Origin of the sequence: Pseudomonas sp. TNT2022 ID642, from assembly GCF_028656995.1 — a bacterium.
Taxonomy (GTDB): Bacteria; Pseudomonadota; Gammaproteobacteria; order Pseudomonadales; family Pseudomonadaceae; genus Aquipseudomonas.
In genome coordinates this window covers 68,640-93,752 of record NZ_JAMDGW010000016.1, presented here as the reverse complement: position 1 = coordinate 93,752, position 25,113 = coordinate 68,640, and the positions used below count along the sequence as shown (strand labels likewise).

Below are 25,113 nucleotides of genomic sequence, written 5' to 3'. Positions count from 1 at the left end.
CGGCTGAAACGGCGGGCCAAAGCGGCCCTCATGAAATCTACGACTGGCAAACCAGCCGCAGGTTTAATCGAAAGGTCGATTAGGGCGCAAAAAGTCGCGCGAATTCTGACCGATCAGTCGAACAGTGTTACCGCGACCCGCACTTTTGCGAGGCGCGAGTGAGTCGGAAATACCCACCCAGGTGCAAAACCATCGCCCGGAAAGCCGCGATCTAGAGCCTCCTGGCAGAACAATCAATTCTGTTGATTATTACCATTGCGTTTATGAACTTTTATATCGACTTATCGAGAGTAGCATTGCCCTCGTACCCACTTTATCGCCCTCCCAAGGAGCAACCCATCATGAAACGCCAATTACTGCTCAGCCTTACCCTGTCGATGCTAGCCAGCACTGCTTTCGCCCTGCCCGCTGCCGACCAAGCCACTCCGCAAGTCAAAGACAGCCACTCGGTGTTCAGCCAAACCCTCGCCGAAGATGGCTATGACAGAACTCCACAAGGTCAGACCCTGGCTGAAGATGGCTACGACAAAACCCCACAGGGTCAGTCGGTAGCAGAAAACGGTCGCAATCGTCTGGAAGAAAAAGGTCTGGTCGAAGACGGCTACGACAGAACCCCACAAGGCCAGGCTGTCGCTGAAAACGGCCGTAATCGCCTGGAAGAAAAAGGCCTGGTTGAAGACGGCTACGACAGAACCCCACAAGGCCAGGCTGTTGCCGAAGGTGGTGGTGACCGTGTTATCGAACGCAACAGCGCTGTGAGCTGAGCCCATGGCGGCCCTGAAAAAAAGCCCGATCCGCCGATTGGGCTTTTGACTTTATGCACCATCGCTACAAATGAGATGTCAATTTCCCGCTGCCTCCCCCGCTGCCGTTCGACGCCGATAAAGCCGATTTGCTAGAGTGCGGCGCTTGTCCTGCCAAAGAACACACCCTGCGATGCTGCCCCGCGCCGAACAGAAACAACAGACCCGCAACGCCTTGATGGACGCTGCCCGCCACCTGATGGAAAGCGGCCGAGGATTCGGCAGCCTGAGCCTGCGCGAAGTGACCAAAACCGCCGGGATCGTGCCCACTGGTTTCTACCGGCATTTTGCCGATATGGACGAGTTAGGCCTGGTGCTCGTCAGCGAAGTCGGCCAGACCTTCCGCGAGACCATCCGTTTGGTACGACACAACGAATTCGTCATGGGCGGCATTATTGATGCTTCGGTGCGGATCTTCCTCGACGTGGTCAGCGCCAATCGCTCGCAATTCCTGTTTCTGGCGCGTGAGCAGTACGGCGGTTCACTGCCGGTGCGTCAGGCGATCGGGCGGTTGCGCGAGAACATCAGTTCCGACCTGGCGGCTGACCTGACGATGATGCCCAAGCTTCAGCATCTGGACGCCGCTGGTTTGAGCGTGATGGCTGACCTGATCGTCAAATCGGTGTTTGCCACCCTTCCCGACATCATCGACCCGCCCGCTGAAGCCCTGCCGGAGCATCTCACGCCACAGGCGAAGATCACCCAGCAACTGCGTTTTATCTTTATCGGCCTGAAGCATTGGCAAGGCCTCGGCAGTACCGAGTAACTCCCCTCTATCACTGACACACCATATCCCCCCTGTGGGAGCGAGCCTGCTCGCGAAAGCGTCGTATCAGCCAACATCTATATTGCTGACCCACCGCTTTCGCGAGCAGGCTCGCTCCCACAAGGGTCATGCGTCACGGCCTCTATTTGGTGCATGTAAAAACCTTCATGCACCAAAACCTTCCAAATCCCCGCAACATCTTGAAACATCCACTACGCTCCGACAGGGATTTCCTACATCTCGTCCGATTGGCAAGGCCCTTGCTCTAGCCAGAGTATTGTCCATAGCTGGAAGCTTTCCGATGCTGGTGATTCACCGCAGAATCGACCCTCAACCCGTCTGGGCCGCCGAGTTGCACCTGACCTTCGAAGCGCGGAGCAAAAGCCGTTTGCGCTGTTTCAGTGCCGAGGGCGAAGACGTCGGGTTGTTTTTGGAGCGCGGTCAGCCGCCGCTGTATGACGGCGAATGCCTACAGGCTGAAGACGGCCGCATCGTCCGCGTCTGCGCCCGTCCCGAGCAACTGTTGCACGTCACCTGCGCCAACGCCTTCGAACTGACCCGCGCTGCCTATCACTTGGGTAACCGCCACGTCGCCTTGCAGGTTGGCGATGGCTGGCTGCGTTTGCTTGACGATTACGTCCTCAAAGCGATGCTCGAACAACTGGGCGCGCAGGTCGAAGCGATCGAAGCGCCATTCCAGCCCGAGCACGGCGCTTATGGCGGCGGCCATCATCACTCACGCCACGGCGACGAAGACTTCAATTACGCGCCGAAACTCCATCAGTTCGGCGTACGCCTGTGAATCCGGCCTGGGCGCTGCTGCGCCTGGCCAGTCCGCAGCTGCCGATTGGCGGCTACAGCTATTCGCAAGGTCTGGAAATGGCGGTGGATAACGGTCGCGTCAACAACCCGGACAGCGCGCGGCGCTGGATCAGCGATCAGTTGCTGCTCAACCTCGCTCGCTTCGAAGCGCCGCTATTGCTCGCGCATTGCCAGGCAGCGGCGGATGAACAGTGGGCTGAATTGCAGATCCTTGGCGAAAGCCATCGCGCCAGTCGCGAGACTCGCGAGTTGCACCTGGAGAGCCGGCAGATGGGCTATTCGTTGCAGCAGTTGCTCAACGGTTTGCCGGAACTCGACGCATCCGCCCGCAACTTTCTTGATCAATGCACTGAACCGCATCTGGCCCTGTGCTGGGCGCTGGCCGCGCGTGCCTGGGGCATCAACCCGCAGGACGCGCTCGCCGCGTGGTTGTGGAGCTGGCTGGAAAACCAGCTCGCCGTATTGATGAAAACCCTGCCGCTGGGCCAGCAAGCCGCACAACGCCTGACCAGCGAACTGCTGCCGCTGCTGCAACAGGCGCAGCAGGACGCCAGCCGAATCAATCCCGAACACATGGGCAGCGCCGCGTTTGGTCTGTCCCTGGCGTGCATGGCCCACGAACGCCAGTACAGCCGACTCTTCCGTTCTTAGGAGAAACACTCGATGAACACACAACCTCTGCGCGTCGGCATCGGCGGCCCGGTCGGTTCCGGCAAAACCGCGTTGACCCTGGCCCTGTGCCTGGCCCTGCGCGAGCGCTACAACCTCGCCGTGGTCACCAACGACATCTACACCCGCGAAGACGCCGATTTCCTGGTGCGCAACGAAGCCTTGGCGCCGGAGCGGATCATCGGCGTGGAAACCGGTGGCTGCCCGCACACGGCGATCCGCGAAGACGCCTCGATCAACCTGGAAGCGGTCGATCAACTGAACCGGCGTTTTCCGGGGCTGGATCTGATCCTGGTGGAATCCGGTGGTGACAACCTCTCGGCGACTTTCAGCCCGGAGCTGTCCGACCTGACCATCTACGTGATCGACGTTTCGGCCGGCGACAAGCTGCCGCGCAAGGGCGGGCCGGGGATCTGCAAATCCGATCTGCTGGTCATCAACAAGATCGACCTCGCGCCGCTGGTGGGCGCCTCGCTGGAAATGATGGACAGCGACACCCAGCGCATGCGCAACGGTAAGCCATTCGTCTTCAGCAACCAGAAAACCGGTCAGGGCCTTGAAGCCATCATCGCCTTCATCGAACGCCAGGGCTTGCTGACTGCAGCCTGATTCACTTATCAACAAGGAAGCTTATTCATGACACTCAAACGCATTCTTGGCGCTGTGGCGCTGCTGCTGACTCCGGCATTGGCCTTCGCTCACCCGGGGCATGGCGACAGCGGTTTGATCGCCGGCATCAGCCACCCGATCGGCGGCCTCGACCATTTGCTGGCAATGGTCGCTGTCGGCCTGTGGGCTGCGCAACAGCAAGGCGCGGCGCGCTGGGCACTGCCGTGCACATTTGTCGGCACCATGCTGATTGGTGGCATGCTCGGGTTTGAAGGGCTGGAACTGCCGGCGCTGGAAAGCGGGATTGCTGCGTCGGTGCTGGCGCTGGGTCTGGCGGTGGCATTGGCGGTGCGTCCGCCGTTGGTCATGGCGGTGGTGGCGACGGCGGTGTTTGCGTTGTTCCATGGCGTGGCGCATGGCTTGGAACTGCCGGACATGAGCAGTCCTTGGGCGTATGCGGCGGGTTTCGTCGCCGCGACGGCTGCACTGCATGCGGCGGGTTATGGCGTGGTGCGTTTCCTGCCTCAGGCGGCGGCTCCGTTGGTGCGTCTTGCAGGTGCTGCTTCGGCAGTCACAGGCGCTTGGCTGCTGGCAGGCTAATCTCTATCGCCTGAGCCGGCCTCATCGCTGGCAAGCCAGCTCCCACAAGGATATTTGGTGTTCACACAATTGTGGACTTACCCAATAACCTGTGGGAGCTGGCTTGCCAGCGATGACGGCCGATCAGACACCAAACCTCTAAAGCCCGCCGCTCTGCTACCATGTCGCGCAATCGCCCCAGCCCGTGACGACGTCCGCCCATGCCCCACGCTTCCCGCTCCACTTCCCTGCCTGAATTGACCGCCCTGTTCGGCGCTGTGCAACAGCACTTCGTCAACGTCATAGTGCCCCTCTGGCAAGGCCCGGGCTGGAACGCCGACATGGCCTTGCCCTATGAGGCGCTGGACGCCGCGCACCAACCGCTGCCACCGCAGCGCTACCGGGCAATGGCCTGCGCACGACAGCTGTACCTGTTTTCCAGTCTGATCGGGGTTGTGGATAACGCTGACGTACGCGCGGCGGCGCTGTTCCGCTCCTTGCAGCGGCACTTTCATGATGCCGAGCATGGCGGCTGGTTCTACAGCATCGATGCGCAGGGCAAGCCGCTGGATCAGCGCAAGGATCTCTACACCCACGCCTTTATCCTGTTCGCCTGCGCGCATTACTGGGAGAAGTCCGGCGATCCGTTGGCTGAGTCGACGTTGAATGCGGCGCTGGAAATCATCGGCCGACGCTTTGCCACCGGTGATGGCTTGTACGAAGCCTGCCTGGAACGCGACTGGATCACCCTGCAGACCGGTCCGCTGCAAAACCCGTTGATGCATCTGGCCGAAGCGTTTCTGGCCACCCTGGCGGTTCGCGAAGATCCCCAGACGCAGCAGGCATTGCTGGAGTTATGCACAGCCATGCACAAGCAGTTCGTCGATCCGCAATATGGCGTGTTGATGGAAAAGCCGCTTGGCGCTGTGGATAACTGGTATGAGCCGGGGCACCAGTTCGAATGGTATTTCTTGCTCGAATCGTCGCCGTTGCTGCGCGGTTCGAAATTGCACGCCGCGCTCGACCGCGCGTTTGCCTTCACCGAGCAATACGGTGTGGTGCAGTCATCCGGCGCGGTGCGGGCGATGCTCGATCTGGAAACGAATGGACGCCCGCGAGACTCGACCCAGCGGATCTGGGCTCAGGCGGAATATCTGCGCGCGCTGACCTTGCGTCAGGGCAGTGAAGCGGTGGTGCTGCGCCAGTTACAGGCGTTGCAGCAGCGGTTTCTGCATGCCGGTGGCTGGCATGAGTGCCGGGATGAGTTGGGCGAAGTGAGCCGCAAGGACATGCCTTCTACTACGCCGTATCACTTGGCGACTTGCTATAGCGGCATTGCTGAATATCTTCGCTGATTTATAAATAGCTTTCGCGAGCAGGCTCACTCCTACAGGGGAACGCATTCCAAATGTAGGAGTGAGCCTGCTCCGGGCGGCGATCCGACGATTAGCCGTTATGCGGTCTCTACACGATCCACTTCTTGTCGCCGGTAAAGCTGATCGTCAGCCAGCGCGCCGCATCCGGCGTGCCCAGCTTCGCCGAAATCTCCTCGCGCAACGCATCCAGTTGCCCGACATGGCTCAGCGCATAATCCGCTGGCAACACCACATGAATCTCGATAAACCGCGCCCGCCCGTGCTTCTGCACGTACGACACGTAATCGTTGAAACCATGCTCGGTTTTCGCCGCGTCCATCACTTGGCGCACCTGATCATCCAGCGTGTCCGGGGCAATCCCCAGCACATCGCGCAGCGCCGGGCCAAGGATCTTGAACGCCGGCGGCAACATGGTCAGCGCCAGCACGATCAGAATCAGCGGATCGACATACACCGCCCACTGGCCATAACCCTGGGACTTGAGCAGCAACGCCGCAAGGAAACTGATCAACAGGCCTACCGACAGCATCGCGTCCACCAGCCAACTGATGTTGTCGAACTGGATCAGGCTGGATTTGAGCTTGCGGTTACGCTGCCGTACGTAGAAGAAGTAGGCGAATTCGACCACGGTAAACACCGCGGCATAAATGATCACCAGTCCTAACTCGATGTCGCGGCCACCGTTGATGATGCCGAACACTCCGTTGAGAAACGCGTAGATCGCGATCAACATCAGGAAGCTGCCTTCGATCAGCAGCACCATCGGCTCCAGGTGCCAGAAACCGAACTGGAAACGGTGGTTGCTTTCCTTGGCGATCAGCTTGGCGGTGATCAGCATCAGAACTTTGATGAACGTTGCGATCAGCGAGAAAAAACCATCAAACAGGATGGATTGCGAACCTGAAACAAAACCGGTGACGATCCCGGCAATCGCCACGGCAAACATCAGAATGGTCGATTGTTTGAGCAGTGCCTGCTCACCTCGGTTACTCACTTTGACTCCTCGAAAAACCTTGAAAACCGCGGGGTGCGGTTGGGTTGTTGCGAGGGGAGTTTACCTTATCGCCATTTTTTGCCTGTTCTGGCCTCATCGCTGGCAAGCCAGCTCCCACAAGTATCGAGCCGTTCACAAGATTTGTGTACGCCAATAAACCTGTGGGAGCTGGCTTGCCAGCGATTGGCCGTAACGCGGTGTCAGGCCTTATTGCGCTCAATGGCAAACCCGGCCCAGGTCTGGCTCACCGGCATCAATTCCAGGCTATTGATGTTGATATGCGCCGGCGCATTCATCACCCAGAAAATCGTCTCGGCGATGTCCTGTGGCTGGATCGGCTCGGCACCGGCGTAAGTCGCGTTGTAACGCTCCTGATCACCCGCGAAACGCACCAGCGAAAACTCGCTTTCGCACAGCCCCGGCTCAATGTTGCTCACCCGCACACCGGTACCCTGCAAGTCGCAGCGCAGGTTCAGCGAGAACTGTTTAACGAACGCCTTGGTCGCGCCGTACACATGACTGCCCGGATACGGATAGTTGCCAGCGATGGAACCAAGGTTGACGATGCCGGCGCCACGGCCATGGGCGATCAGGCGCGGCAGCAGCAGGCGCGTGGCGTACATCAGGCCTTTGACGTTGGTGTCGACCATGGTGTCCCAATCGTCCAGATCGCAGTTCGGCGCCGGGTCCACGCCCAGCGCCAGACCTGCGTTGTTGATCAGGCCACGCAGCTTGGCGAACGATGGCGGCAAGTTGGCAATCGCCTCCTCCATCGCCTTGCGATCACGCACATCGAGGACCAGACCGTGCACTTCAGCCTGCTTCGACAACTCCGCACACAGCGCATTCAAGCGTTCTTCACGACGGCCGGTCAGCACCAGTTTCCAGCCAGCCTCGGCAAAACGGCGGGCACAGGCTTCACCAAATCCGGACGTCGCGCCGGTGATAAACAGGGTGTTGGACATCGTGTTCTCCTTGCTTCGGCCGCCGGGGCAGCCCTTGGAATAGAAAATCAGCAGGCAGCATGCCCGCCCGCGCATTCACGGGCAACACCCACAAGCTGTACAAAAAACGACCAACCGCACCAACGCTATAGCCACCGTGGCCTGTAGCCATGTGCACGCATGTTATCCACAGTCCCTTCCACAGTTTTCGGGGGCAAGTGCAAACGCGCAAAGCCGCGCCACACAAGGCTTTGCGGGCGAAATAGAAAGTTTTTTGCTTGACCCTGAAGTGGCGGATGTGCCGGACATGGCATTTTGCACGAACGGACGTTTAGCACAGTGATTGCGCGAGGCCAGTAATTACGGCGCTCAGCGCGGTCTTTCCAGAGTTTAATCACAGACTTATCCACAGGATTGTTCACCCGGAACCGGCCGATTGGCAATGTCTAGAAAAAGATTGACAACGACGTCTTCAGCCCTCTCAAAAACGCCTGATCAAAAAACAACCACACACTTGAAAGCCACGGTTTACAAGGCGTCCAGCCAGATACACCCACGTTATTCACAGCCAGCTCCACAGTAACCGGGGACAAGTCAAAACTGCGCAAAAACAGCCATTTGCAGCGTCTATATGTCGCGCTTTGGCAGCTTCGGGAATTTGTTTTCCACAATTCCACGCAAGACTTGAAATCACTGATCAATTCCCTGTAGGAGCTGCCGAAGGCTGCGATCTTTTGATCTTTAAAGACAACATCAAAAGATCGCAGCCTTCGGCAGCTCCTACACAGGCGTGCGGTATGTTTGCGGAATGAAAAAGCCCCGGGACTTTCGTCGCCGGGGCTGTGCATAACGTCGAGGAATCAGTGCCCGCCCAAATAGGCGTTACGCACCTCCTCGTTCACCAGCAGTTCTTTACCCGTGCCGGTCAGGCGAATCTCACCGTTGACCATCACATACGCGCGGTCCGACAGCTTCAGCGCATGGTTGGCGTTCTGCTCGACCAGAAAAATGGTCATGCCGGTTTTCGCCAATTCGCGCAGGGTCGCAAAGATCTGCTTCACCACAATCGGCGCCAGGCCCAGGCTCGGCTCATCGAGCAGCAGCAACTTCGGCCGGCTCATCAACGCACGGGCAATGGCGAGCATTTGCTGTTCACCACCCGACATGGTCATCGCCCGTTGGTTACGTCGCTCTTCCAGCCGTGGAAACAGCGTGAACATACGCTGCATGTCCTCTTTCGCGTACTTGTCGCCAATCGGGATGGTGCCCATCAGCAGGTTTTCCTCGACGGTCATGTCGGGGAACACCCGCCGCCCTTCCGGCGACTGCGCAATACCGTTGGAGGCGATGTAGTGCGAGGACTTGTGGGTGATGTCGACGCCTTGATAAAGGATCTGCCCGCCCGCCGCCCGTGGCTGGCCGAAGATCGACATCAGCAACGTCGATTTGCCCGCGCCGTTGGAGCCGATCAGGCTGACGGTTTCCCCTTCGTTGATCTGCAGCGAAACACCTTTGAGGGCCTGGATCGGACCGTAGAAGACGTCGAGGTCTTTGAGTTCGAGGATCGGTTGGGTCATGCCACTTCCTCTTCATCGGCGCCCAGGTAGGCCGCGATCACTTTCGGATCGTTGCGGATCGCTTCAGGCCCGCCTTCGGCGATGACGATGCCGTGGTCCAGCACCACGATGTGGTCGGAAATACTCATAACCATGCCCATGTCGTGTTCGATCAGCACCACGGTCAGATCGTGCTCGTCGCGCAGCAGCCGGATCATCGCGCTCAGCGCTTCGGTTTCCTGAGGGTTGAGGCCGGCGGCCGGTTCGTCCAGGCAGATGATCTGCGGCCGCGTGCACATGGCTCGGGCGATCTCCAGACGGCGTTGCTGACCGTAGGAAAGTTCACCGGCGAGACGGTTGGCACAGTCCACCAGATCGACCACTTCCAACCAGTAGAACGCGCAGTCCAGCGCGTCGCTTTCGGCCTTGCGGTAGCCCTTGGTGTTGAGGATGCCGGCGAGCATGTTGCGGTTGACCCACATGTGCTGGGCCACCAGCAGGTTTTCCAGCACCGACATTTCCTTGAACAGGCGAATGTTCTGAAAGGTTCGCGCCAGGCCTGCACGGTTCACCAGGTGCGTACCGCCGAACATCTTGTAGTACATGCGGCTGAGGAAGGATTTCGGCGAGACGAAATCGGTCGGTTTGAACGACTCGCCCAGCAACTGGATGACGTTGGTCTGCTGGCCGCGCACATTGAGTTCGATCTTGCCGCCCGAGGCTTTGTAGAACCCGGTCAGGCAGTTGAACACCGTGGTCTTGCCGGCGCCGTTGGGGCCGATCAGGGCGAAGATCGAGTTGCGTTTGACCTTCAGGCTGACATCGCTCAAGGCCTTGATGCCACCGAAATGCATCATCAGTTTTTCAACAGAGAGTACGACTTCACTCATGGCGCAGTCCTCTCATAGTGAATGGCACCTTTGCGTGGAGTGACCCCGGTACGGCTGATGCGAATCAGCCCGCGTGGTCGCCAGATCATCATCAACACCATCAGGATGCCGAACAGCAGCACGCGATATTCAGCGAAGCCGCGCAGCAATTCCGGAGCGACGGTGAGTACGAATGCCGCAATCACCACGCCGATGGTCGAGCCCATACCGCCGAGCACGACGATGGCGAGGATCAGTGCCGATTCGAAGAAGGTGAACGAGGTCGGGTTGACGAAGCCCTGGTAGGTCGCGAAGAACACACCGGCGAGACCTGCGGTCGACGCACCGATGGTGAACGCCGAGAGTTTGACCAGCACGTGGTTGAGCCCCATCGAGCGGCAGGCGATTTCATCTTCCCGCAAGGCTTCCCAGGCGCGACCGACCGGCATTTTCACCAGACGATGCTTGATGTACAGCACGGCCAAGACCACGAGGAACAACACCGCGTAGATGAAGTAGTACTTCACGTCCGGGTTGTAGGCGATGCCGAAGAACTCATGGAACGGCACCCCGCCATCCTTCGCCCGTTTGCCGAACTCCAGACCGAAGAACGTCGGCAGTGGCGCCGGCATACCGTTCGGGCCGCCGGTCAGCGACAACCAGTTGTTGAGGACCAGGCGAATGATTTCACCAAAGCCCAGGGTCACGATTGCCAGATAGTCGCCGTGCAGACGCAACACCGGGAAGCCGAGGATGCACCCGGCCAGCCCGGCAGTGATCGCCGCCAGCGGCAGCACCGTCCAGAAGCCCAGACCGAGATACTGATAACCGAGCGCCAGACCGTAGGCACCGATGGCGTAGAACGCCACGTAACCAAGGTCGAGCAGACCGGCCAGACCGACCACGATGTTCAGCCCCAGCCCCAGCAACACGTAGATCAACCCGAGGATAACCACACCGAGCAGATAGGAGTTGGAGACAAACGGCACGATGACGGCCAGCACAATCAGCAGCGGGATGATCCAGCGCAGTGAGGATTTGTGATCGGACGGCAACACATGCACACCGGAACCGGTGCTCTCGAATCCGTCGAGAATTTTCAGGCCCTTGGGCGTTTGCAGGAACAGGCTGAGGGCAAAGCGACCGACCATGACAATGCCGATGATCCACGCCACGCGGGTCGGCTCGAGGTTGAAGCTGTAACCCTCGAGCACAACGCCGACAATCGGGCCGAAAACGATCAGGGCAATCAGGCCGGCAAGAATCGCCTCAACCAGGCTTTTTTTGATATCGATGGATTTTTGAGTGGTTGAAGACATCGCTTACACCTTCGACACAAGAGGACGGCCCAACAGGCCCTGCGGCCGGAAGACCAGAACAAGTACGAGCAGCGAGAAGCTGAACACGTCTTTGTAGTCGGAGTTGACCAGACCGGAGAACAGCGACTCGGAAATGCCGAGAATGATCCCGCCGAGCATGGCCCCGGGCAGCGAACCGATCCCGCCGAGCACCGCCGCGGTGAACGCCTTGATGCCGATAATGAAGCCGGCATAGAAGTCGAAAGTGCCGTAGTTCATGGTGATCAGCACGCCGGCCAGCGCCGCCATGGCTGCACCGATGATGAACACATAGGAAATGACCCGATCGGTGTTGATGCCGAGGATCGAAGCCATCTTGCGGTCTTGCTGGGTAGCGCGGCACATGCGGCCGAGCTTGGTGTACTTGATGATGTAGGTCAGCAGGCCCATGCCGACGAATGCGGCCACCAGAATGAAGACTTTGGTGTACGTCAGTTGCACGAAGCCGGTGCCGACTTCGACCCGCCATGCGCCGGTGAGCAGCGTCGGAACGCCCTGTTGTTTGGCGCCTTGGGCGATCTGTGCATAGTTTTGCAGGATCAGGGAGATACCGATGGCGCTGATCAACGGAGCCAGTCGGGTGGAGTTGCGCAGGGGTTTGTAAGCGACTCGCTCGATGACCCAGCCATACACCGCCGTGACGACGATGGTGAAGATCAGTGTGCCGAGCATCAGCAGCGGGAAAGATTCGATACCGAAGTACGCCAGCAGAGCCAGACTGATTGCCGCCAGGTAAGCAGAAATCATGTAAACCTCGCCGTGGGCGAAGTTGATCATGCCGATGATGCCGTAGACCATTGTGTAGCCGATGGCGATCAGGCCATAGACCGACCCGAGGGTCAGGCCGTTGACCAGTTGCTGCAGGAAAATACCATCCATAACGCAATCTCACGCAGTGAGAACCTGCACACCGTGATGTGCGGTTCTTCTAGGAAAAATACAGATTTACGTCGGAGCAATGTCAGAGCGCGAACGGTTCGATCACCACAGGACCTTGTGGGAGCTGGCTTGCCAGCGATAGCGGTAGAACATTCAACACAGTTGTCGACTGTCAGGCCGTCATCGCGGGCAAGCCCGCTCCCACAGGGATTTGCGGAGTTCAAAGGGTCGCGTCAGCCCTTACTTCTGTTTTTCCAGCTGGTGATATTTGCCGTCCTTGTCCCACTGGTAAACCACGTAGTCGGAGACTTTCAGGTCGCCCTTGGAATCCCAGGTTTTTTCGCCCATCACGGTTTTCACCGGATTTTTCTTCAGCCAGGCCGCAGCCTCTTCGCCCTTGTTGGACTTGGCACCGTTGAACGCGGCAGCCAGGGTCTGCACCGAAGCGTAGGCGTACAGGGTGTAACCCTCAGGCTCGGTACCGGCCTTGCGGAATGCGTCCACTACGGTCTTGCTCTCAGGCAACAGACGCGGGTCGGCGCCGAAGGTCATCAGCACGCCATCGGTGAATTGCGGACCACCGGCGGTGGTCACCAGTTCGTCAGTCACGATGCCGTCATCGGACATGAACTTGACGTCTTTCAGGCCTTGTTCACGCAGTTGGCGAACCAGCGGGCCGGCCTCCGGGTGCAGACCACCGAAGTAGACGACATCGGCGCCGGCGCCACGGATCTTGGTGACGATAGTGCTGAAGTCTTTTTCGCCACGGGTCAGGCCTTCGTACAACACAGGCGTCACGCCGCGCTTGACCAGTTGTGCCTTGGTGGCATCCGCCAGACCTTGGCCGTAGGTGTCTTTGTCGTGCAGCACGACGACTTTCTTGCCCTTGAGCACATCAACGATGTAGTCGCCGGCCACAATGCCCTGTTGGTCGTCACGCCCGCACATACGGAACATGGCGCTGAGGCCGCGCTCGGTGACTTGCGGGTTGGTCGAACCCGGGGTGATCGCGATGATCCCGGCTTCGTCGTAGATTTCCGACGCTGGAATGGTCGAAGAGGAGCAGAAGTGACCGACCACGCCGGCGACTTTCTGGTTGGTGAGGTCCTTGGCGACCGTCACGGCCTGCTTCGGCTCGCAGGCGTCATCGCCTTTGACCAGAACGATTTTCTCCCCGTTGACGCCACCCGCCGCGTTGACTGCGTCAGCCGCTGCCTGTGCACCCTTCATGTACTGCTCGCCAAATGCTGCGTTGGCGCCCGTCATTGGACCCGCTACACCGATTTTCACATCAGCTTGAGCAAACGCAGAAACACCCAATGCAGTAGCCACTGCGAGGGCCAGAAAGCCTTTCTTGTAAAACGTCTGGGACATGAGGTGGTGCTCCAAGGTTTTTTTTAGTTGGCACTGCGACTTCACTTCACTGAATGCTCAGAGCAAGGGCCGTGCCATCGGTTTTTTATTCTTCAAAAAGTCGCTGCTTTCTTGTTATTTCGACTGTTTCGTTCCCATTTTCATTGGGCGTGCAACCGTCTAAACCGCGGAAGGTGAAACCATTTATTTTTTCAGGCGCAACCCGCACGCGCCATCATTGCAACCGCGGCGCCAAACGACGTGCAACCAGCCTGTAACAGCCCGCGTCACCGAACTGCACACTGCTGGTGCGGGACTGCTACAACCCGCACCATTACAGGCTAGTCGCTACATCGAAAAGCGCCGCTTCCGGCAACATATTTCAACACTCAAATCACAATGCGCAGGCACTGGCCCGCGTGATACAGCGAGAACCCGGCCTCGTACAGGCAACTGCGCAAGCCGACGCCGGCCAGGGGCTGCATCGGTGCGAAGGGAATCGGCAGGGCTTGCGGATCACCGTTGCACAAATAGTCGGCGAAGGCTTTGCCGACCACCGTGCCAGTGGTCACGCCACGACCGTTGTAACCAGTGACGGCCACCAGTCCCGGTGCAGGTTCGAACAGGCGCATAAGGTGATCGGGTGTAAACGCAATGCGCCCGGTCCAGGTGCATTCCCACTCGACAGGTTTCAGATTGGGGAAGTAATGCTGCTGCACGCGGTCGGCCCAAGCCTTGAGAAACCACGTCGGTTTCTGATTGCCGTTACCGAGGCTGCCGAGCAACAAGCGCCCTTCTTTGTCGCGGCGGATGCTGCTCAACACCTGACGGGTGTCCCATGAACCCTGCCCGCCCGGGAGAATTTCCTGCGCGGCGTCTTCGGTCAGCGGCACCGACGCGACCTGATAGTAGTAACCGGGGAAGAAGTTGCGCTTGAGTTCGGTCCAGTCACCTTCGGTGTAGGCGTTGGAGGCGATGACCACTTGCCCGGCCAGTACCGAACCGTGCTCGGTCTGCACCGACCAGTTCGAGCCCTGACGCTCAAGGCGAGTGACCGGCGAATGATCGAACATCTGCCCGCCAAGACCTTTCACCGCATTGGCCAGCCCGGTGACATACGCCATCGGATTGAGCGTACCGGCGCGGCGATCGAGCAATGCGGCGGCAATTTTTTGCGTGCCGGTGGCTTGCTCGCAGGCCTTGCCGGTCAGCAGTTCAACCGGTGCGCCGCGACGTTTCCATTGTTGCTCGCGGCTGCGCAAATCCGCCTCGCCCTTGGCGTTGTGCGCCATGTGCAACGTGCCTTCGCGGCGTAACTGGCAATCGATGTTGTACTTGTCCACAAGGCTGAAGACCAGCGCCGGGGCGGCCCCGAGCATGCGGTTGAGCTGACTGCCGACCGCTTCGCCGAAACCGGCTTCTATCTCGTCCGGCGGAATCCACATGCCGGCGTTGACCAGCCCGACGTTGCGTCCGGAACCGCCATGCCCCGCGCGATGAGCTTCCAGCACGCAGACGCTTTTGCCTTTTTCCAACAGATGCAGCGCCGCCGACAACCCGGTGAACCCGGCGCCGATCACGCAGACATCGACTTTGACTTCGCCCCTGAGCGCGGTGTTATCCGGCCTTTGCGGCGTGAGTTTTTCCCACAGACATTCTTCGCGTAACGGCATTGCCAGACTCCAACAGAAACCTAACCAAATGCGCTTGCAGGGCCACCAAAAGATCGCAGCCTTCGGCAGCTCCTACAAAACCGCAGCCTGGCGCCACCTGTGTAGGAGCTGCCGAAGGCTGCGATCTTTTCCGCTTTCTCTCAATCCTCAGTCGAACGTGATGCCCTGCGCCAGCGGCAACTCCAGCGAATAATTCACGGTGTTGGTCTGACGGCGCATGTACGCGCGCCAGGCGTCCGAGCCCGACTCACGGCCACCACCGGTTTCTTTCTCGCCACCAAACGCGCCACCAATTTCCGCACCGCTCGGACCGATGTTGACGTTGGCGATGCCGCAGTCGCTGCCAACCGCCGACATGAACTGCTCGGCTTCACGCACGTCCGTGGTGAAGATGCACGACGACAGGCCTTGTGGCACCGCGTTATTCAAGCGCAGCGCCTCTTGGAAATCGCTGTAACCGACCACGTACAGAATCGGTGCGAAGGTTTCGCTGCAGACCACGTCACTTTGCTCCGGCATTTCAACGATGGCCGGCGAGACGTAGTAAGCGTTAGGGAATTGATCTTCGAGCTGACGCTTGCCACCGAACACCCGGCCGCCCTCGCTCAACGCCTGCTCCAGCGCGTCCTGCATGTTTTCGAAGCTGTGCTTGTCGATCAGCGGACCGACCAGATTGCCTTCCAGCGGGTTGCCGATGCGCACTTTCGAGTACGCAGCTTTGAGACGGGTGACGATTTCTTCTTTGACCGACTCATGAGCGATCAGACGGCGCAAGGTGGTGCAACGCTGGCCGGCGGTACCGACGGCGCTGAACAGAATCGCACGCACGGCCATGTCCAGATCGGCGCTCGGGCCGAGGATCATCGCGTTGTTACCACCCAATTCAAGAATGCTGCGAGCAAAACGCGCGGCGACTTTCGGCGCCACTTCGCGGCCCATGCGCGTGCTGCCAGTGGCGCTGATCAGCGCGACACGCGGATCATCGACCAGCGCTTCACCGGCATCGCGACCACCGATGATCACCTGACACAGGTTCGCCGGGGCATCGGTGAAGTTCTTCACCACGCGATCGAACAGCGCCTGACAGGCCAACGCGGTGAGCGGAGTTTTCTCCGACGGTTTCCACACCACCGGGTTGCCGCAGACCAGCGCCAGCGTGGTGTTCCACGCCCACACTGCGACCGGGAAGTTGAACGCGCTGATCACCCCGACCACGCCCAGCGGATGCCAGGTTTCACGCATGTGGTGGCCCGGACGCTCGGAGGCGATGGTCAAACCGTACAGCTGGCGAGACAGACCGACGGCGAAATCGCAGATGTCGATCATCTCCTGCACTTCACCCAGACCTTCCTGAGTGATCTTGCCCGCCTCCCAAGAGACCAGTTCGCCGAGGTCGGTCTTGTATTCACGCAACACTTCACCGAACTGACGCACCAGCTCACCGCGACGCGGGGCCGGCACCTTGCGCCATTGCTCGAACGCATGATCTGCGCGACTGATGTGCTGCTCGACTTCGGCCGGGCCTTCCCAGTTCACGGCGGCAATGCGGCTGCCGTCGATCGGCGAATGCACCGGCACTTTGCCGTTCTGATAAAGGGCCGGGTTCACACCAAGACGATCAAGCAATGCGGCAACCATGGGTCACTCCTCAAGCAAAAAACTGAATGTGTGCGGCCACTGTTTCGCGACCGGGCAGGCCTTTAGTTGTAGCGTCACAATGGCAAGGCAACAAACGACCTTTACGCGAGATATCATTCCGTTTATTCATGCTGCGCTAGAAAGACAAGAAAAGGATCGGTCATGCTGAACAAACGCCACTTGCCCTCGATCACCGCGTTGCAGTGCTTCGAGGCCGTGACCCGGCACTTGAGCTTCACCCGCGCTGCCGAGGAACTGAACCTGACCCAGAGCGCGGTGAGCAAACAGGTCGCGCAGCTTGAGGAGTTGTTGCAGCACTTGTTGTTCCGCCGGGTGCGGCGGCGCTTGCAGATGACCCCGGCTGGGGATTTGTACTTGGTTGAAGTAAGAAAAATCCTCACCCAAGTGGAAATGTCGACGCATTACCTGCGCTCCTACGGCGGTGAGACTGAAGTCCTGCGCGTGTCTACGCCATCAACCTTCGGCGCGCGCTGGCTGGTGCCGCGCCTGAAAGGCTGGCGGCTACGCCATCCTTCGATCCATCTGGATCTGTGCAACGAGCAGGAAGCGGATGATCTGCTGCAAGGGCGCAGCGATCTGGCGTTTTATTTCGGCCAAGGCTCGCGGCCCGGCACTGAATGCCTGAAGTTGTTCGGCGAAGAGCTTGTTCCGGTCTGCGCGCCGGGCAGCCTGCCGGACCAGCCATTCACTGATCCGACGCAACTCACCGATCTGGTCCTCCTGCAAAATGCCTCGCGCCCGCAAGCGTGGCACGACTGGTTCGACAGTCAGGGTTACCAGACCGAACACAGCTACCACGGGCCGCGTTTCGAAACCTTTTATATGTGCATTCGTGCCGCGCAGGTTGGCTGTGGTGTGGCGCTGTTGCCGCGGTTTCTGGTTGAAGAGGAGTTGGCCGACGGCAAACTGGTCATTCCTTTTGAGCATGCCATGCCCAGCACTGATGCCTATTACCTGGCATACCCGGAGCATGCGGCGGAAGTGCCCAAGGTACGGGACTTTGTGAAGTGGATGCTCGAACAGATCGACAATCCCTGACCGATCGCCCTGTAGGAGTTGTCGAGTGCAACGAGGCTGCGATCCTTTGATCTTAAAAAGCCAACATCAAGAGATCGCAGCCTGCTATGGGTTCTGTCAGGCGATAACAAACAGGCCCTCAACAACCTGAGTCTGAGCCAGACGCGCGCGCAGATCGTCATCGATAGCGCAATCATCAGGCTTGTACAACCGAACGCGTCGATAGGCATCGACGCGATTGATTTCCTGTCCCAGATATTCCCAGACAACCCTCGAGCACGCAGGAGCACGATGATCAGCCGCTGAAACCCCTATTTTCAAACCATTGAGCCGTGTAATACAGCTTTTAAAACTTGGGATGAGAATGGTCTGGCTGATTTCGTTGGAGGTAAGCGACTCATAATCGATGAAAAACAAGCGATCACGCAGGTAATAAGCAACACCCAGATATTGATACCGTTCAAAATCTTCCCCCGCCCCGGCTATCTGTAAGCGCTCGTTTCTCTCGTAGACGACGTCATCCCCCTCCCCCCGCACATGGACGAGCGAACACAGAATGGAGCCGGGGTCAGTCATTGCGTGGTAATACTCGTAGTAATAACCGATGTGGGCTTTCAGTTCCGCTGAAGACTTCAGACGCAGATGCTCATGCATTATCTGTGGCGCAGTTACCTCGCCCAAGGCTTGATTCTTACGGGCTTTCACACAAATCAGGCTGATGAATTGCTCCGTTGGAAGTCCAATCTCAAACTCCTCCACACCAAAGAAGTCGCAGATTCGTTTGAGATTAAAAGGTGTGGGGACGCTTTTCCCACAAAGGTACTTATTGAATTGCCCACGATTAATGCGAACTTTCCTACAAACCTCCGCGACAGATCGGTAGTGACTGCACAGCAGTCTCAAGTTTGCCGAAAGAAACTCACACATACAGTAGCCCAACAAAAATCAAGAAGAGGCAACCATAGCAGCAACTCGCATCACTTTTAAGCAACTTGCGAAATTGCGCCGAATGAAATATGGCTGGATATTACGCCACCTGAAAGCCTTCAGGACTGACGACACCATTAATTCGCCAGCACTCTATATAGCAAGGAGCTTTGAATGCTAGACGTCATCAACGATTTTTTGTCGGGCAAGGTATTAATACCTTTAGTTCTTGGATTGGGAAGCTATTTCACTATCCGATCGGGATTTGTTCAAATTAGATATTTCGGCCACATGTTCGGTGTTTTACACGGAAGTTGGCGCGCAGGCAGCCATCAATTGAGTTCATTTCAGGCGCTCACACTCAGTCTTGCCGGACGCGTGGGTACCGGCAATATCGTTGGGGTCGGGATTGCCGTCAGCATGGGTGGGCCAGGCGCCGTATTCTGGATGTGGATGACCGCACTTTTGGGTATGTCAAGCAGCCTCTTCGAATGCACGCTGGGCCAGCTCTATAAACGCAACGACGAAAACGGTCTCTATCGAGGGGGTCCGTGTTGGTACATCCAGCACGGTCTGGGCAAACGCTGGCTCGGGATAATAGCGGCTGTATTAATACTGGTGACCTTCGGCTTTGCAATCAATGGACTCGAGTCCCATGCAGTATCTCACTCGCTAAAGGATGCGTTTGGTCTGCCCCCCATGTGGTCAGGACTCGCACTTTCCTTGATGCTGGGCGTCGTCCTCATCGGCGGGATAAAGCGCATAGCAGCAGTAGCCGACCTTTTGGTTCCTATCAAGGTCCTCGCCTATATCGGCGTAACGGGCTACGTGTTGATTCTGCAGTTCGATCAAGTTCCGACAATGCTAGTGACCATTATCAAAAGCGCACTCGGTCTGGATCAGGCGCTTGGTGGTTTGATTGGAAGTGCAATTATCATGGGTGTCAGACGCGGTGTATTTTCCAACGAAGCAGGACTGGGTAGCGCTCCCAACGTTGCGTCAGTAGCGAAGGTCAGTCATCCGGTTGCACAGGGCGTCGTACAAGCACTGAGTGTTTTCATCGATACATTCGTAATCTGCACATGCACTGCACTAATGATTTTGCTGTCCGGTTTCTACACTCAGGGCCTTGAAGGTGACGGGATCGCTCTGGCACAAAACTCGTTGGCAGCCGTTGTAGGAGAATGGGGGCGGATGTTTATCAGCGTGGTACTTGCGTTGTTTGTATTCACGGCGATGCTTTACAACTACTACTTGGGAGAAAACAGTTTGCGCTTCATGTTTGACGAACCGCGTAAAGTGCTGATTCTCTATCGTGCGCTAGTGTTGACTCTAGTATTCTGGGGATCGATAGAAGATCTTTCCACTGTTTTGGCTTTTGCAGATATCACCATGACGTTACTGGCACTCGTCAACCTGATAACGATGGCCCTGCTTTTCAAGATATGCCTGCGCATCTTGCGTGATTACGATGACCAACGCCGCGCCGGAGTCGAGACACCCATTTTCGATTCAAAATTATTTCTTGATCTGGATCTTGATCCTGTGGCGTGGCCACCGTTAGCTTGCCGCTCAAGCACAATGAAACTTGGCGAGCCCTCTGCCCCCCCGGGAATCAGCAAACAGATTGCTCAGGCTTAGATAGAACAGATGCAGAGCCATTAAACCAAGTAATGGCTCTGCAGAAGGCAAACCAATAAATCCAACCATCGAACTAAAATAATATTAGATTCCTCGACCTGTCACGTCTAAAACAATCTGAAAGAGCTTATCCCATGAATCGATTTCATCCGCTCAAAGCAAACGCAACTAACATTCCCACCTTCTTTATAGACTCGCATGCCGCACCTGATCAGTTATTTGAAGACGCCTGCTTCAGAATCCGCGCGGCCGCCAGTCTCCTGGAGACGTTCACCTCAGTCACTATTAAAGGAACCAACGACTCTGACTTCTATCGACTAATACTGCCTGCCTATGTATTACTTCAGGATGGTGTTGATACGCTGGAACAGATCTCCTTCAAGGGAAGCTTCATCCATGTATAAAATTGCAACCAACGAAATGATAAGAGCGGCCATGATTAAAGCAGTTGAAACCAAGCTGATACCAAGACACTCTCTGCTCGCCGAGTATATAAAGAGCTGGGACTGTCTTGAACAAGTGCTTCACGCCGCACTTGAGGTACAACCGAAAATGAACAATTTTTGCGGGCTAAGGTGTATGGCCTCAGCGGATCTTTCACCTGAAATCAAAAAAGCACTGGCAATCCCCACCGCTGATATGCGCCACTAGCGCCATTGATTGAGACCGCGCACAGGCGCGGCGCACCTGGAGACCCCGTTATGAGCGAGAGCGTGTTTGCCGATCGCATCGTGCAGAACCTGCTCGACACCGACTTCTACAAACTGACGATGATGCAGGCGGTGCTGCACAACTACCCCAACGTCGAAGTCGAATGGGAGTTCCGTTGCCGTAACAGCGAGGATCTGCGCCCCTATCTGGCCGAGATCCGTTTTCAGATCGAGCGTCTGGCCGAGCTGAGCCTGAGCGCCGATCAACTGAGTTTTCTTGAGCGCATCAGCTTCCTCAAACCGGATTTCCTGCGTTTTCTCGGATTGTTCCGCTTCAACCTGCGCTATCTGCACACCGGGATCGAAAACGGCGAGTTGTTCATCCGCCTGCGTGGACCATGGCTGCACGTAATCCTCTACGAAGTGCCGTTGCTGGCGATCGTCAGCGAAGTACGCAACCGCTATCGCTACCGTGAAACCGTGCTCGAACAAGCGCGCGAGCAGCTCTACCGCAAGTTCGACTGGCTGACCGCCAACGCCTCGGCCGACGAATTGTCGCAACTGCAGGTCGCCGATTTCGGCACCCGCCGCCGCTTTTCGTACGGTGTGCAGGCCGAAGTTGTGAATGTGCTCAAGCACGACTTCCCCGGCCGTTTTGTCGGCACCAGTAACGTGCATCTGTCGCGAGAACTGGACATGAAACCGCTGGGCACCATGGCCCACGAGTGGATCATGGCGCACCAGCAACTGGGTCCACGGCTGATCGACAGCCAGATCGCCGCGCTCGATTGCTGGGTCCGCGAATACCGCGGCTTGCTGGGGATTGCCCTGACTGATTGCATCACCACCGATGCCTTCCTCGGCGATTTCGACCTGTTCTTCGCCAAGCTTTTCGATGGTCTGCGCCACGACTCCGGTGACCCAGTGGTGTGGGGCGAAAAATGCATCGCCCACTATCACAGACTCGGCATCGACCCGATGAGCAAGACCCTGGTGTTCTCCGACAGCCTGACCCTGCCTAAGTCGCTGGAGATCTTCCGCGCGCTGCACGGCCGGATCAACGTCAGCTTCGGCATCGGCACCAACCTCACCTGTGACATTCCGGGTGTCGAACCGATGAGCATCGTGCTTAAAATGACTGCCTGCAACGGCCAACCGGTGGCGAAAATCTCCGACGAGCCAGGCAAGTCCCACTGCAAAGACCCGAATTTCGTCGCCTATTTGCGACACGTGTTCCAGGTTCCTGCCGATTCCAGTCTATCTAGCAAGGAGTGAATTCATGCAAGCCGTACAGCGTGAGATTGCTGAACAGCTCAAGGTGCAACCGCCGTTCGCCGACTACCAGGCCCTGCAGGCCGAAGTCGCCCGGCGCATTGCCTTTATTCAGGATTGTCTGGTCAATTCCGGGCTCAAGACGCTGGTGCTCGGCATCAGCGGTGGTGTCGATTCGCTGACCGCCGGCCTGTTGGCCCAGCGCGCGATGCGCGAGCTGCGCGACCAGACCGGCGACAACAGCTACAAATTCATCGCCGTGCGCCTGCCGTACGAAACCCAGTTCGACGAGCACGACGCCCAGGCCTCAGTAGATTTCATCGCCCCGGACGAACGTCACACTGTCAACATCGGCCCGGCGGTGAAATCGCTGGCCAGTGAAGTGGCGGCGTTTGAAGGCAAGCACGCGGTGTCGGTGGACTTTGTGCTCGGCAATACCAAGGCACGCATGCGTATGGTCGCCCAATACACCATCGCTGGCGCGGCGCACGGTCTGGTGATCGGCACTGATCATGCGGCGGAAGCGGTGATGGGTTTCTTCACCAAGTTTGGTGACGGCGCCTGCGACCTGGCACCGCTCAGCGGCCTGGTGAAGAATCAGGTGCGCGCGATTGCCCGCAGCTTTGGCGCGCCGGAGTCGCTGGTCGAGAAAGTGCCAACGGCGGATCTGGAAGACCTGTCGCCAGGCAAACCGGATGAAGCATCGCACGGCGTGACCTATGCCGAGATCGATGCGTTCCTGCACGGTGAGCCGGTGCGTCAGGAAGCGTTCGACATCATCGTCGCGACCTACAACAAGACTCATCACAAACGCGTGATGCCGTTTGCGCCTTAAGCGCTGACGGAATGAAAAAGCCCGCTGAGGAGTGATTCTCAGCGGGCTTTTCTTTGGCCATTGCTTTCATTGATACGGATGGCCCCTTCGCGAGCAGGCTCGCTCCCACATTGATGGCGCAAACCTGTGGGAGCGAGCCTGCTCGCGAAGAACGATGACGCGGTTGACCGGCTTACTTGACAGTAATGGTGCCTTTCATCATCGAGATGTGGCCTGGAAACGAGCAGAAGAAGCCGTATTTATCAGTGCCGGCCAGCTTCGACACGTCGAAGGTTACCGAGTCAGTTTCCTTGGCACCGATGATTTTGGTGTGCGCGATCACGCGAGCATCGCCATCTTTCAGGTAGTTTTTGTCGATGCCAGCAGCCAGGCCATCAGTGGCGATTGGCTGCATGTCCGCTTCTTTGCTGATTACCAGGTTATGGCCCATGACGTTCTTCGGCAGGCTGCCGGAGTGAGTCAGTTCAACGGTGAAAGTCTTGCAGCTCTTGTCGATCACGATTTCCTTGGTGTTGAAGGACATCTGATCGGTGGAGTCAACGGTGGTTTTGCACTCGGCAGCCATCAATTGGCTGCTGGCCAGCGCCAGCAGGGATACCGCAACAACTTTGGAAAACATGGTGAATCTCCAAGGCAGGGTTAACAAAAACACGAATGGTGGAAAGACTGCCTGAAATCTTCGCAAGTTCCTATGACTTGAGTCAAAAATTGTATACAACTTTCAGGCTATGACACTCATCGAGACAATCTAACGGCCAGATTCCCCGGCCGGCCCTATGATCGGCACATCTACTGAGACGGAGTGTCTGTCATGTTCTTTAACGGTCTGTTGTGCAGTTTGCTCGCCGCCTACGCCTGTGGCGCCAGCGGCACCTTTGAATCGCCGGAACGCGAAGTTTAGCCCTTGGATCGAGGCGTGCCAGCCATTACCCTGTGTCGGATTGACCCAGGAGAAAAGCATGTCTCTGAAATCCGTTTGTGTATTTTGCGGTGCCAATGCGGGCACTGATCCGGCTTACACCGAAGCCGCCATCGCCCTTGGCCGGGCCTTGGCTGAACGCAAGTTGACCCTGGTCTACGGCGGTGGTGCTGTGGGTCTGATGGGCATTGTCGCCGATGCGGCGCTGGCCGCTGGCGGCGAAGTGATCGGCATCATCCCGCAGAGCCTGATGGACAAGGAAATCGGTCACAAAAGTCTGACGCGTCTGGAAGTGGTCGACGGCATGCACGCGCGCAAGGCGCGCATGGCTGAACTCAGCGATGCGTTTATCGCCCTGCCCGGCGGCCTCGGCACACTGGAAGAGTTGTTCGAAGTCTGGACCTGGGGCCAGCTCGGCTACCACGGCAAACCGTTGGGCCTGCTGGAAGTGAACGGTTTCTACAGCAAACTCACTGCATTTCTTGACCATATCGTCGGTGAAGGCTTCGTTCGCGCGCCACACCGTGACATGCTGCAAGTGAGCGAATCGCCGCAAACACTGCTCGATGCCCTGGATAATTGGAAGCCGACCATCACGCCCAAGTGGGTCGACCAAAAACCCGGCTAACCACGAGGCACCGATACAGGGCAGAATATGCGCCGCTCAACCTCACCTTCGACCCAAGAGGATCGCCCATGGCCAAACCCAATTACTCCTTCGCCAAACGTCAACGAGACCTGGCAAAGGAACAGAAGAAAGAGGAAAAGCTTCAGCGCAAGAAACAAACCGCTGAAGAAGCAGCACTGAACCCTGACGGTGAAGTGGCGACGCAAGATGATGTTGATGCAACCGATGCGACTGAAAAACCGAAAGATCAGGCGCCCGACGCCTGAACCCCACCGGGTTTGATGATCGAATCAGACCCTGCGGATTTGTGACGGG

At 57.8% G+C, this 25,113-nt stretch carries 26 protein-coding genes; 15 read left to right on the top strand and 11 right to left on the bottom strand.

The features are described from left to right. Positions 1 to 341 precede the first annotated feature (341 nt). The 7 genes from M5G26_RS16835 (at position 342) to M5G26_RS16805 (ending at position 5,603) form a co-directional block, all read left to right on the top strand. Positions 342 to 764, top strand: a complete 423-nt coding sequence (locus M5G26_RS16835; RefSeq protein WP_122606559.1) for a hypothetical protein — start codon at positions 342 to 344, stop codon at positions 762 to 764. 172 nt (positions 765 to 936) lie between these two features. Continuing rightward, positions 937 to 1,569 (top strand): TetR family transcriptional regulator, encoded by a 633-nt coding sequence (locus M5G26_RS16830; RefSeq protein WP_007915913.1) that lies wholly within the window; start codon positions 937 to 939, stop codon positions 1,567 to 1,569. Between the two features lie 301 nt (positions 1,570 to 1,870). After that, positions 1,871 to 2,371: an urease accessory protein UreE gene (gene ureE, locus M5G26_RS16825; RefSeq protein ID WP_008087160.1), complete on the top strand. Its 501-nt coding sequence runs from the start codon at positions 1,871 to 1,873 to the stop codon at positions 2,369 to 2,371. After that, on the top strand, positions 2,368 to 3,042 hold the full coding sequence (locus M5G26_RS16820) for an urease accessory protein UreF (RefSeq protein WP_273916002.1): 675 nt from the start codon (positions 2,368 to 2,370) through the stop codon (positions 3,040 to 3,042). The genes ureE and M5G26_RS16820 overlap by 4 nt, the downstream gene beginning before the upstream one ends. A 12-nt stretch (positions 3,043 to 3,054) precedes the next feature. Beyond that, entirely contained in the window at positions 3,055 to 3,669 is a 615-nt protein-coding gene (gene ureG / locus M5G26_RS16815; protein WP_007939066.1) for an urease accessory protein UreG, read from the top strand. A 27-nt stretch (positions 3,670 to 3,696) separates the two neighbouring features. Further along, on the top strand, positions 3,697 to 4,269 hold the full coding sequence (locus M5G26_RS16810) for a HupE/UreJ family protein (RefSeq protein ID WP_273916001.1): 573 nt from the start codon (positions 3,697 to 3,699) through the stop codon (positions 4,267 to 4,269). Positions 4,270 to 4,469: 200 nt separating this feature from the next. Next, positions 4,470 to 5,603 carry an AGE family epimerase/isomerase gene (locus M5G26_RS16805; protein ID WP_273916000.1) on the top strand — a complete coding sequence of 378 codons (1,134 nt, stop codon included), beginning with the start codon at positions 4,470 to 4,472 and terminating at the stop codon, positions 5,601 to 5,603. 109 nt (positions 5,604 to 5,712) lie between these two features. Here M5G26_RS16805 and M5G26_RS16800 read toward each other — a convergent pair whose 3' ends face one another. The 9 genes from M5G26_RS16800 to amaB form a co-directional block, all read right to left on the bottom strand. Further along, the gene (locus M5G26_RS16800) at positions 5,713 to 6,618 is read right to left on the bottom strand and encodes a cation diffusion facilitator family transporter (RefSeq protein WP_273915999.1); all 906 of its coding nucleotides are present in this window, start codon (positions 6,616 to 6,618) and stop codon (positions 5,713 to 5,715) included. Positions 6,619 to 6,818: 200 nt separating this feature from the next. After that, positions 6,819 to 7,583, bottom strand: coding sequence for an SDR family oxidoreductase (locus tag M5G26_RS16795; protein ID WP_273915998.1), 765 nt, complete (start codon positions 7,581 to 7,583; stop codon positions 6,819 to 6,821). An 839-nt stretch (positions 7,584 to 8,422) separates the two neighbouring features. Continuing rightward, positions 8,423 to 9,139 carry an ABC transporter ATP-binding protein gene (locus M5G26_RS16790; RefSeq protein ID WP_007915900.1) on the bottom strand — a complete coding sequence of 239 codons (717 nt, stop codon included), beginning with the start codon at positions 9,137 to 9,139 and terminating at the stop codon, positions 8,423 to 8,425. Further along, positions 9,136 to 10,008 (bottom strand): ABC transporter ATP-binding protein, encoded by an 873-nt coding sequence (locus tag M5G26_RS16785; RefSeq protein WP_127925633.1) that lies wholly within the window; start codon positions 10,006 to 10,008, stop codon positions 9,136 to 9,138. The genes M5G26_RS16790 and M5G26_RS16785 overlap by 4 nt, the downstream gene beginning before the upstream one ends. Next, positions 10,005 to 11,306: a high-affinity branched-chain amino acid ABC transporter permease LivM gene (gene livM / locus M5G26_RS16780; RefSeq protein WP_273915997.1), complete on the bottom strand. Its 1,302-nt coding sequence runs from the start codon at positions 11,304 to 11,306 to the stop codon at positions 10,005 to 10,007. The genes M5G26_RS16785 and livM overlap by 4 nt, the downstream gene beginning before the upstream one ends. Before the next feature lie 3 nt (positions 11,307 to 11,309). Further along, positions 11,310 to 12,224, bottom strand: coding sequence for an ABC transporter permease subunit (locus tag M5G26_RS16775; protein ID WP_042557415.1), 915 nt, complete (start codon positions 12,222 to 12,224; stop codon positions 11,310 to 11,312). 240 nt (positions 12,225 to 12,464) lie between these two features. After that, entirely contained in the window at positions 12,465 to 13,598 is a 1,134-nt protein-coding gene (locus tag M5G26_RS16770; protein ID WP_038360427.1) for an ABC transporter substrate-binding protein, read from the bottom strand. A gap of 368 nt (positions 13,599 to 13,966) precedes the next feature. Beyond that, a complete protein-coding gene (gene amaA, locus M5G26_RS16765) occupies positions 13,967 to 15,250 on the bottom strand; it encodes an L-pipecolate oxidase (RefSeq protein WP_273915996.1) in 1,284 nt (427 codons plus the stop codon). Positions 15,251 to 15,397: 147 nt separating this feature from the next. Then, entirely contained in the window at positions 15,398 to 16,888 is a 1,491-nt protein-coding gene (amaB, locus tag M5G26_RS16760) for an L-piperidine-6-carboxylate dehydrogenase (RefSeq protein ID WP_273915995.1), read from the bottom strand. Between the two features lie 162 nt (positions 16,889 to 17,050). Between amaB and M5G26_RS16755 the strand changes: the two genes are divergently transcribed. Further along, a complete protein-coding gene (locus tag M5G26_RS16755; RefSeq protein WP_273915994.1) occupies positions 17,051 to 17,947 on the top strand; it encodes a LysR family transcriptional regulator in 897 nt (298 codons plus the stop codon). Positions 17,948 to 18,043: 96 nt separating this feature from the next. On the opposite strand, the gene M5G26_RS16750 is transcribed toward M5G26_RS16755, so the two are convergent. Beyond that, entirely contained in the window at positions 18,044 to 18,685 is a 642-nt protein-coding gene (locus M5G26_RS16750; RefSeq protein WP_337993673.1) for an XRE family transcriptional regulator, read from the bottom strand. A 342-nt stretch (positions 18,686 to 19,027) separates the two neighbouring features. Here M5G26_RS16750 and M5G26_RS16745 point away from each other — a divergent pair, with 342 nt between their 5' ends. The 5 genes from M5G26_RS16745 to nadE all read left to right on the top strand — a co-directional run bounded on the left by M5G26_RS16745 (position 19,028) and on the right by nadE (position 23,251). Continuing rightward, complete coding sequence (locus M5G26_RS16745) at positions 19,028 to 20,494, top strand: alanine/glycine:cation symporter family protein (protein ID WP_273915992.1); 1,467 nt, start codon at positions 19,028 to 19,030, stop codon at positions 20,492 to 20,494. Between the two features lie 134 nt (positions 20,495 to 20,628). Continuing rightward, positions 20,629 to 20,898 carry a hypothetical protein gene (locus M5G26_RS16740; RefSeq protein ID WP_038360420.1) on the top strand — a complete coding sequence of 90 codons (270 nt, stop codon included), beginning with the start codon at positions 20,629 to 20,631 and terminating at the stop codon, positions 20,896 to 20,898. Then, a complete protein-coding gene (locus tag M5G26_RS16735; protein WP_038360419.1) occupies positions 20,891 to 21,145 on the top strand; it encodes a hypothetical protein in 255 nt (84 codons plus the stop codon). Before M5G26_RS16740 ends, M5G26_RS16735 begins: the two co-directional genes overlap by 8 nt. Positions 21,146 to 21,195: 50 nt before the next feature. After that, complete coding sequence (gene pncB / locus M5G26_RS16730; protein ID WP_108224408.1) at positions 21,196 to 22,419, top strand: nicotinate phosphoribosyltransferase; 1,224 nt, start codon at positions 21,196 to 21,198, stop codon at positions 22,417 to 22,419. Positions 22,420 to 22,423: 4 nt separating this feature from the next. Further along, on the top strand, positions 22,424 to 23,251 hold the full coding sequence (nadE, locus tag M5G26_RS16725) for an ammonia-dependent NAD(+) synthetase (protein WP_122599297.1): 828 nt from the start codon (positions 22,424 to 22,426) through the stop codon (positions 23,249 to 23,251). A 172-nt stretch (positions 23,252 to 23,423) separates the two neighbouring features. On the opposite strand, the gene azu is transcribed toward nadE, so the two are convergent. Further along, positions 23,424 to 23,870, bottom strand: a complete 447-nt coding sequence (gene azu, locus M5G26_RS16720) for an azurin (protein WP_007915878.1) — start codon at positions 23,868 to 23,870, stop codon at positions 23,424 to 23,426. A 340-nt stretch (positions 23,871 to 24,210) separates the two neighbouring features. Here azu and M5G26_RS16715 point away from each other — a divergent pair, with 340 nt between their 5' ends. After that, the gene (locus M5G26_RS16715; RefSeq protein WP_134175831.1) at positions 24,211 to 24,798 is read left to right on the top strand and encodes a TIGR00730 family Rossman fold protein; all 588 of its coding nucleotides are present in this window, start codon (positions 24,211 to 24,213) and stop codon (positions 24,796 to 24,798) included. 68 nt (positions 24,799 to 24,866) lie between these two features. Further along, on the top strand, positions 24,867 to 25,064 hold the full coding sequence (locus M5G26_RS16710; RefSeq protein ID WP_273915991.1) for a hypothetical protein: 198 nt from the start codon (positions 24,867 to 24,869) through the stop codon (positions 25,062 to 25,064). The last annotated feature ends 49 nt before the right edge of the window (positions 25,065 to 25,113 follow it).

What these genes read in the sequence shown, in the direction of transcription:
- ureG (WP_007939066.1), top strand. Translation starts at nt 3,055, where the DNA reads ATGAACACACAACCTCTGCGCGTCGGCATCGGCGGCCCGGTCGGTTCC.
- M5G26_RS16795 (WP_273915998.1), bottom strand. Translation starts at nt 7,583, where the DNA reads ATGTCCAACACCCTGTTTATCACCGGCGCGACGTCCGGATTTGGTGAA.
- azu (WP_007915878.1), bottom strand. Translation starts at nt 23,870, where the DNA reads ATGTTTTCCAAAGTTGTTGCGGTATCCCTGCTGGCGCTGGCCAGCAGC.
- M5G26_RS16830 (WP_007915913.1), top strand. Translation starts at nt 937, where the DNA reads ATGCTGCCCCGCGCCGAACAGAAACAACAGACCCGCAACGCCTTGATG.
- amaB (WP_273915995.1), bottom strand. Translation starts at nt 16,888, where the DNA reads ATGGTTGCCGCATTGCTTGATCGTCTTGGTGTGAACCCGGCCCTTTAT.
- M5G26_RS16810 (WP_273916001.1), top strand. Translation starts at nt 3,697, where the DNA reads ATGACACTCAAACGCATTCTTGGCGCTGTGGCGCTGCTGCTGACTCCG.
- M5G26_RS16785 (WP_127925633.1), bottom strand. Translation starts at nt 10,008, where the DNA reads ATGAGTGAAGTCGTACTCTCTGTTGAAAAACTGATGATGCATTTCGGT.
- M5G26_RS16775 (WP_042557415.1), bottom strand. Translation starts at nt 12,224, where the DNA reads ATGGATGGTATTTTCCTGCAGCAACTGGTCAACGGCCTGACCCTCGGG.
- M5G26_RS16745 (WP_273915992.1), top strand. Translation starts at nt 19,028, where the DNA reads ATGCTAGACGTCATCAACGATTTTTTGTCGGGCAAGGTATTAATACCT.
- livM (WP_273915997.1), bottom strand. Translation starts at nt 11,306, where the DNA reads ATGTCTTCAACCACTCAAAAATCCATCGATATCAAAAAAAGCCTGGTT.
- M5G26_RS16805 (WP_273916000.1), top strand. Translation starts at nt 4,470, where the DNA reads ATGCCCCACGCTTCCCGCTCCACTTCCCTGCCTGAATTGACCGCCCTG.
- pncB (WP_108224408.1), top strand. Translation starts at nt 21,196, where the DNA reads ATGAGCGAGAGCGTGTTTGCCGATCGCATCGTGCAGAACCTGCTCGAC.
- amaA (WP_273915996.1), bottom strand. Translation starts at nt 15,250, where the DNA reads ATGCCGTTACGCGAAGAATGTCTGTGGGAAAAACTCACGCCGCAAAGG.
- ureE (WP_008087160.1), top strand. Translation starts at nt 1,871, where the DNA reads ATGCTGGTGATTCACCGCAGAATCGACCCTCAACCCGTCTGGGCCGCC.
- M5G26_RS16755 (WP_273915994.1), top strand. Translation starts at nt 17,051, where the DNA reads ATGCTGAACAAACGCCACTTGCCCTCGATCACCGCGTTGCAGTGCTTC.
- M5G26_RS16770 (WP_038360427.1), bottom strand. Translation starts at nt 13,598, where the DNA reads ATGTCCCAGACGTTTTACAAGAAAGGCTTTCTGGCCCTCGCAGTGGCT.
- M5G26_RS16740 (WP_038360420.1), top strand. Translation starts at nt 20,629, where the DNA reads ATGAATCGATTTCATCCGCTCAAAGCAAACGCAACTAACATTCCCACC.
- nadE (WP_122599297.1), top strand. Translation starts at nt 22,424, where the DNA reads ATGCAAGCCGTACAGCGTGAGATTGCTGAACAGCTCAAGGTGCAACCG.
- M5G26_RS16790 (WP_007915900.1), bottom strand. Translation starts at nt 9,139, where the DNA reads ATGACCCAACCGATCCTCGAACTCAAAGACCTCGACGTCTTCTACGGT.
- M5G26_RS16735 (WP_038360419.1), top strand. Translation starts at nt 20,891, where the DNA reads ATGTATAAAATTGCAACCAACGAAATGATAAGAGCGGCCATGATTAAA.
- M5G26_RS16715 (WP_134175831.1), top strand. Translation starts at nt 24,211, where the DNA reads ATGTCTCTGAAATCCGTTTGTGTATTTTGCGGTGCCAATGCGGGCACT.
- M5G26_RS16710 (WP_273915991.1), top strand. Translation starts at nt 24,867, where the DNA reads ATGGCCAAACCCAATTACTCCTTCGCCAAACGTCAACGAGACCTGGCA.
- M5G26_RS16835 (WP_122606559.1), top strand. Translation starts at nt 342, where the DNA reads ATGAAACGCCAATTACTGCTCAGCCTTACCCTGTCGATGCTAGCCAGC.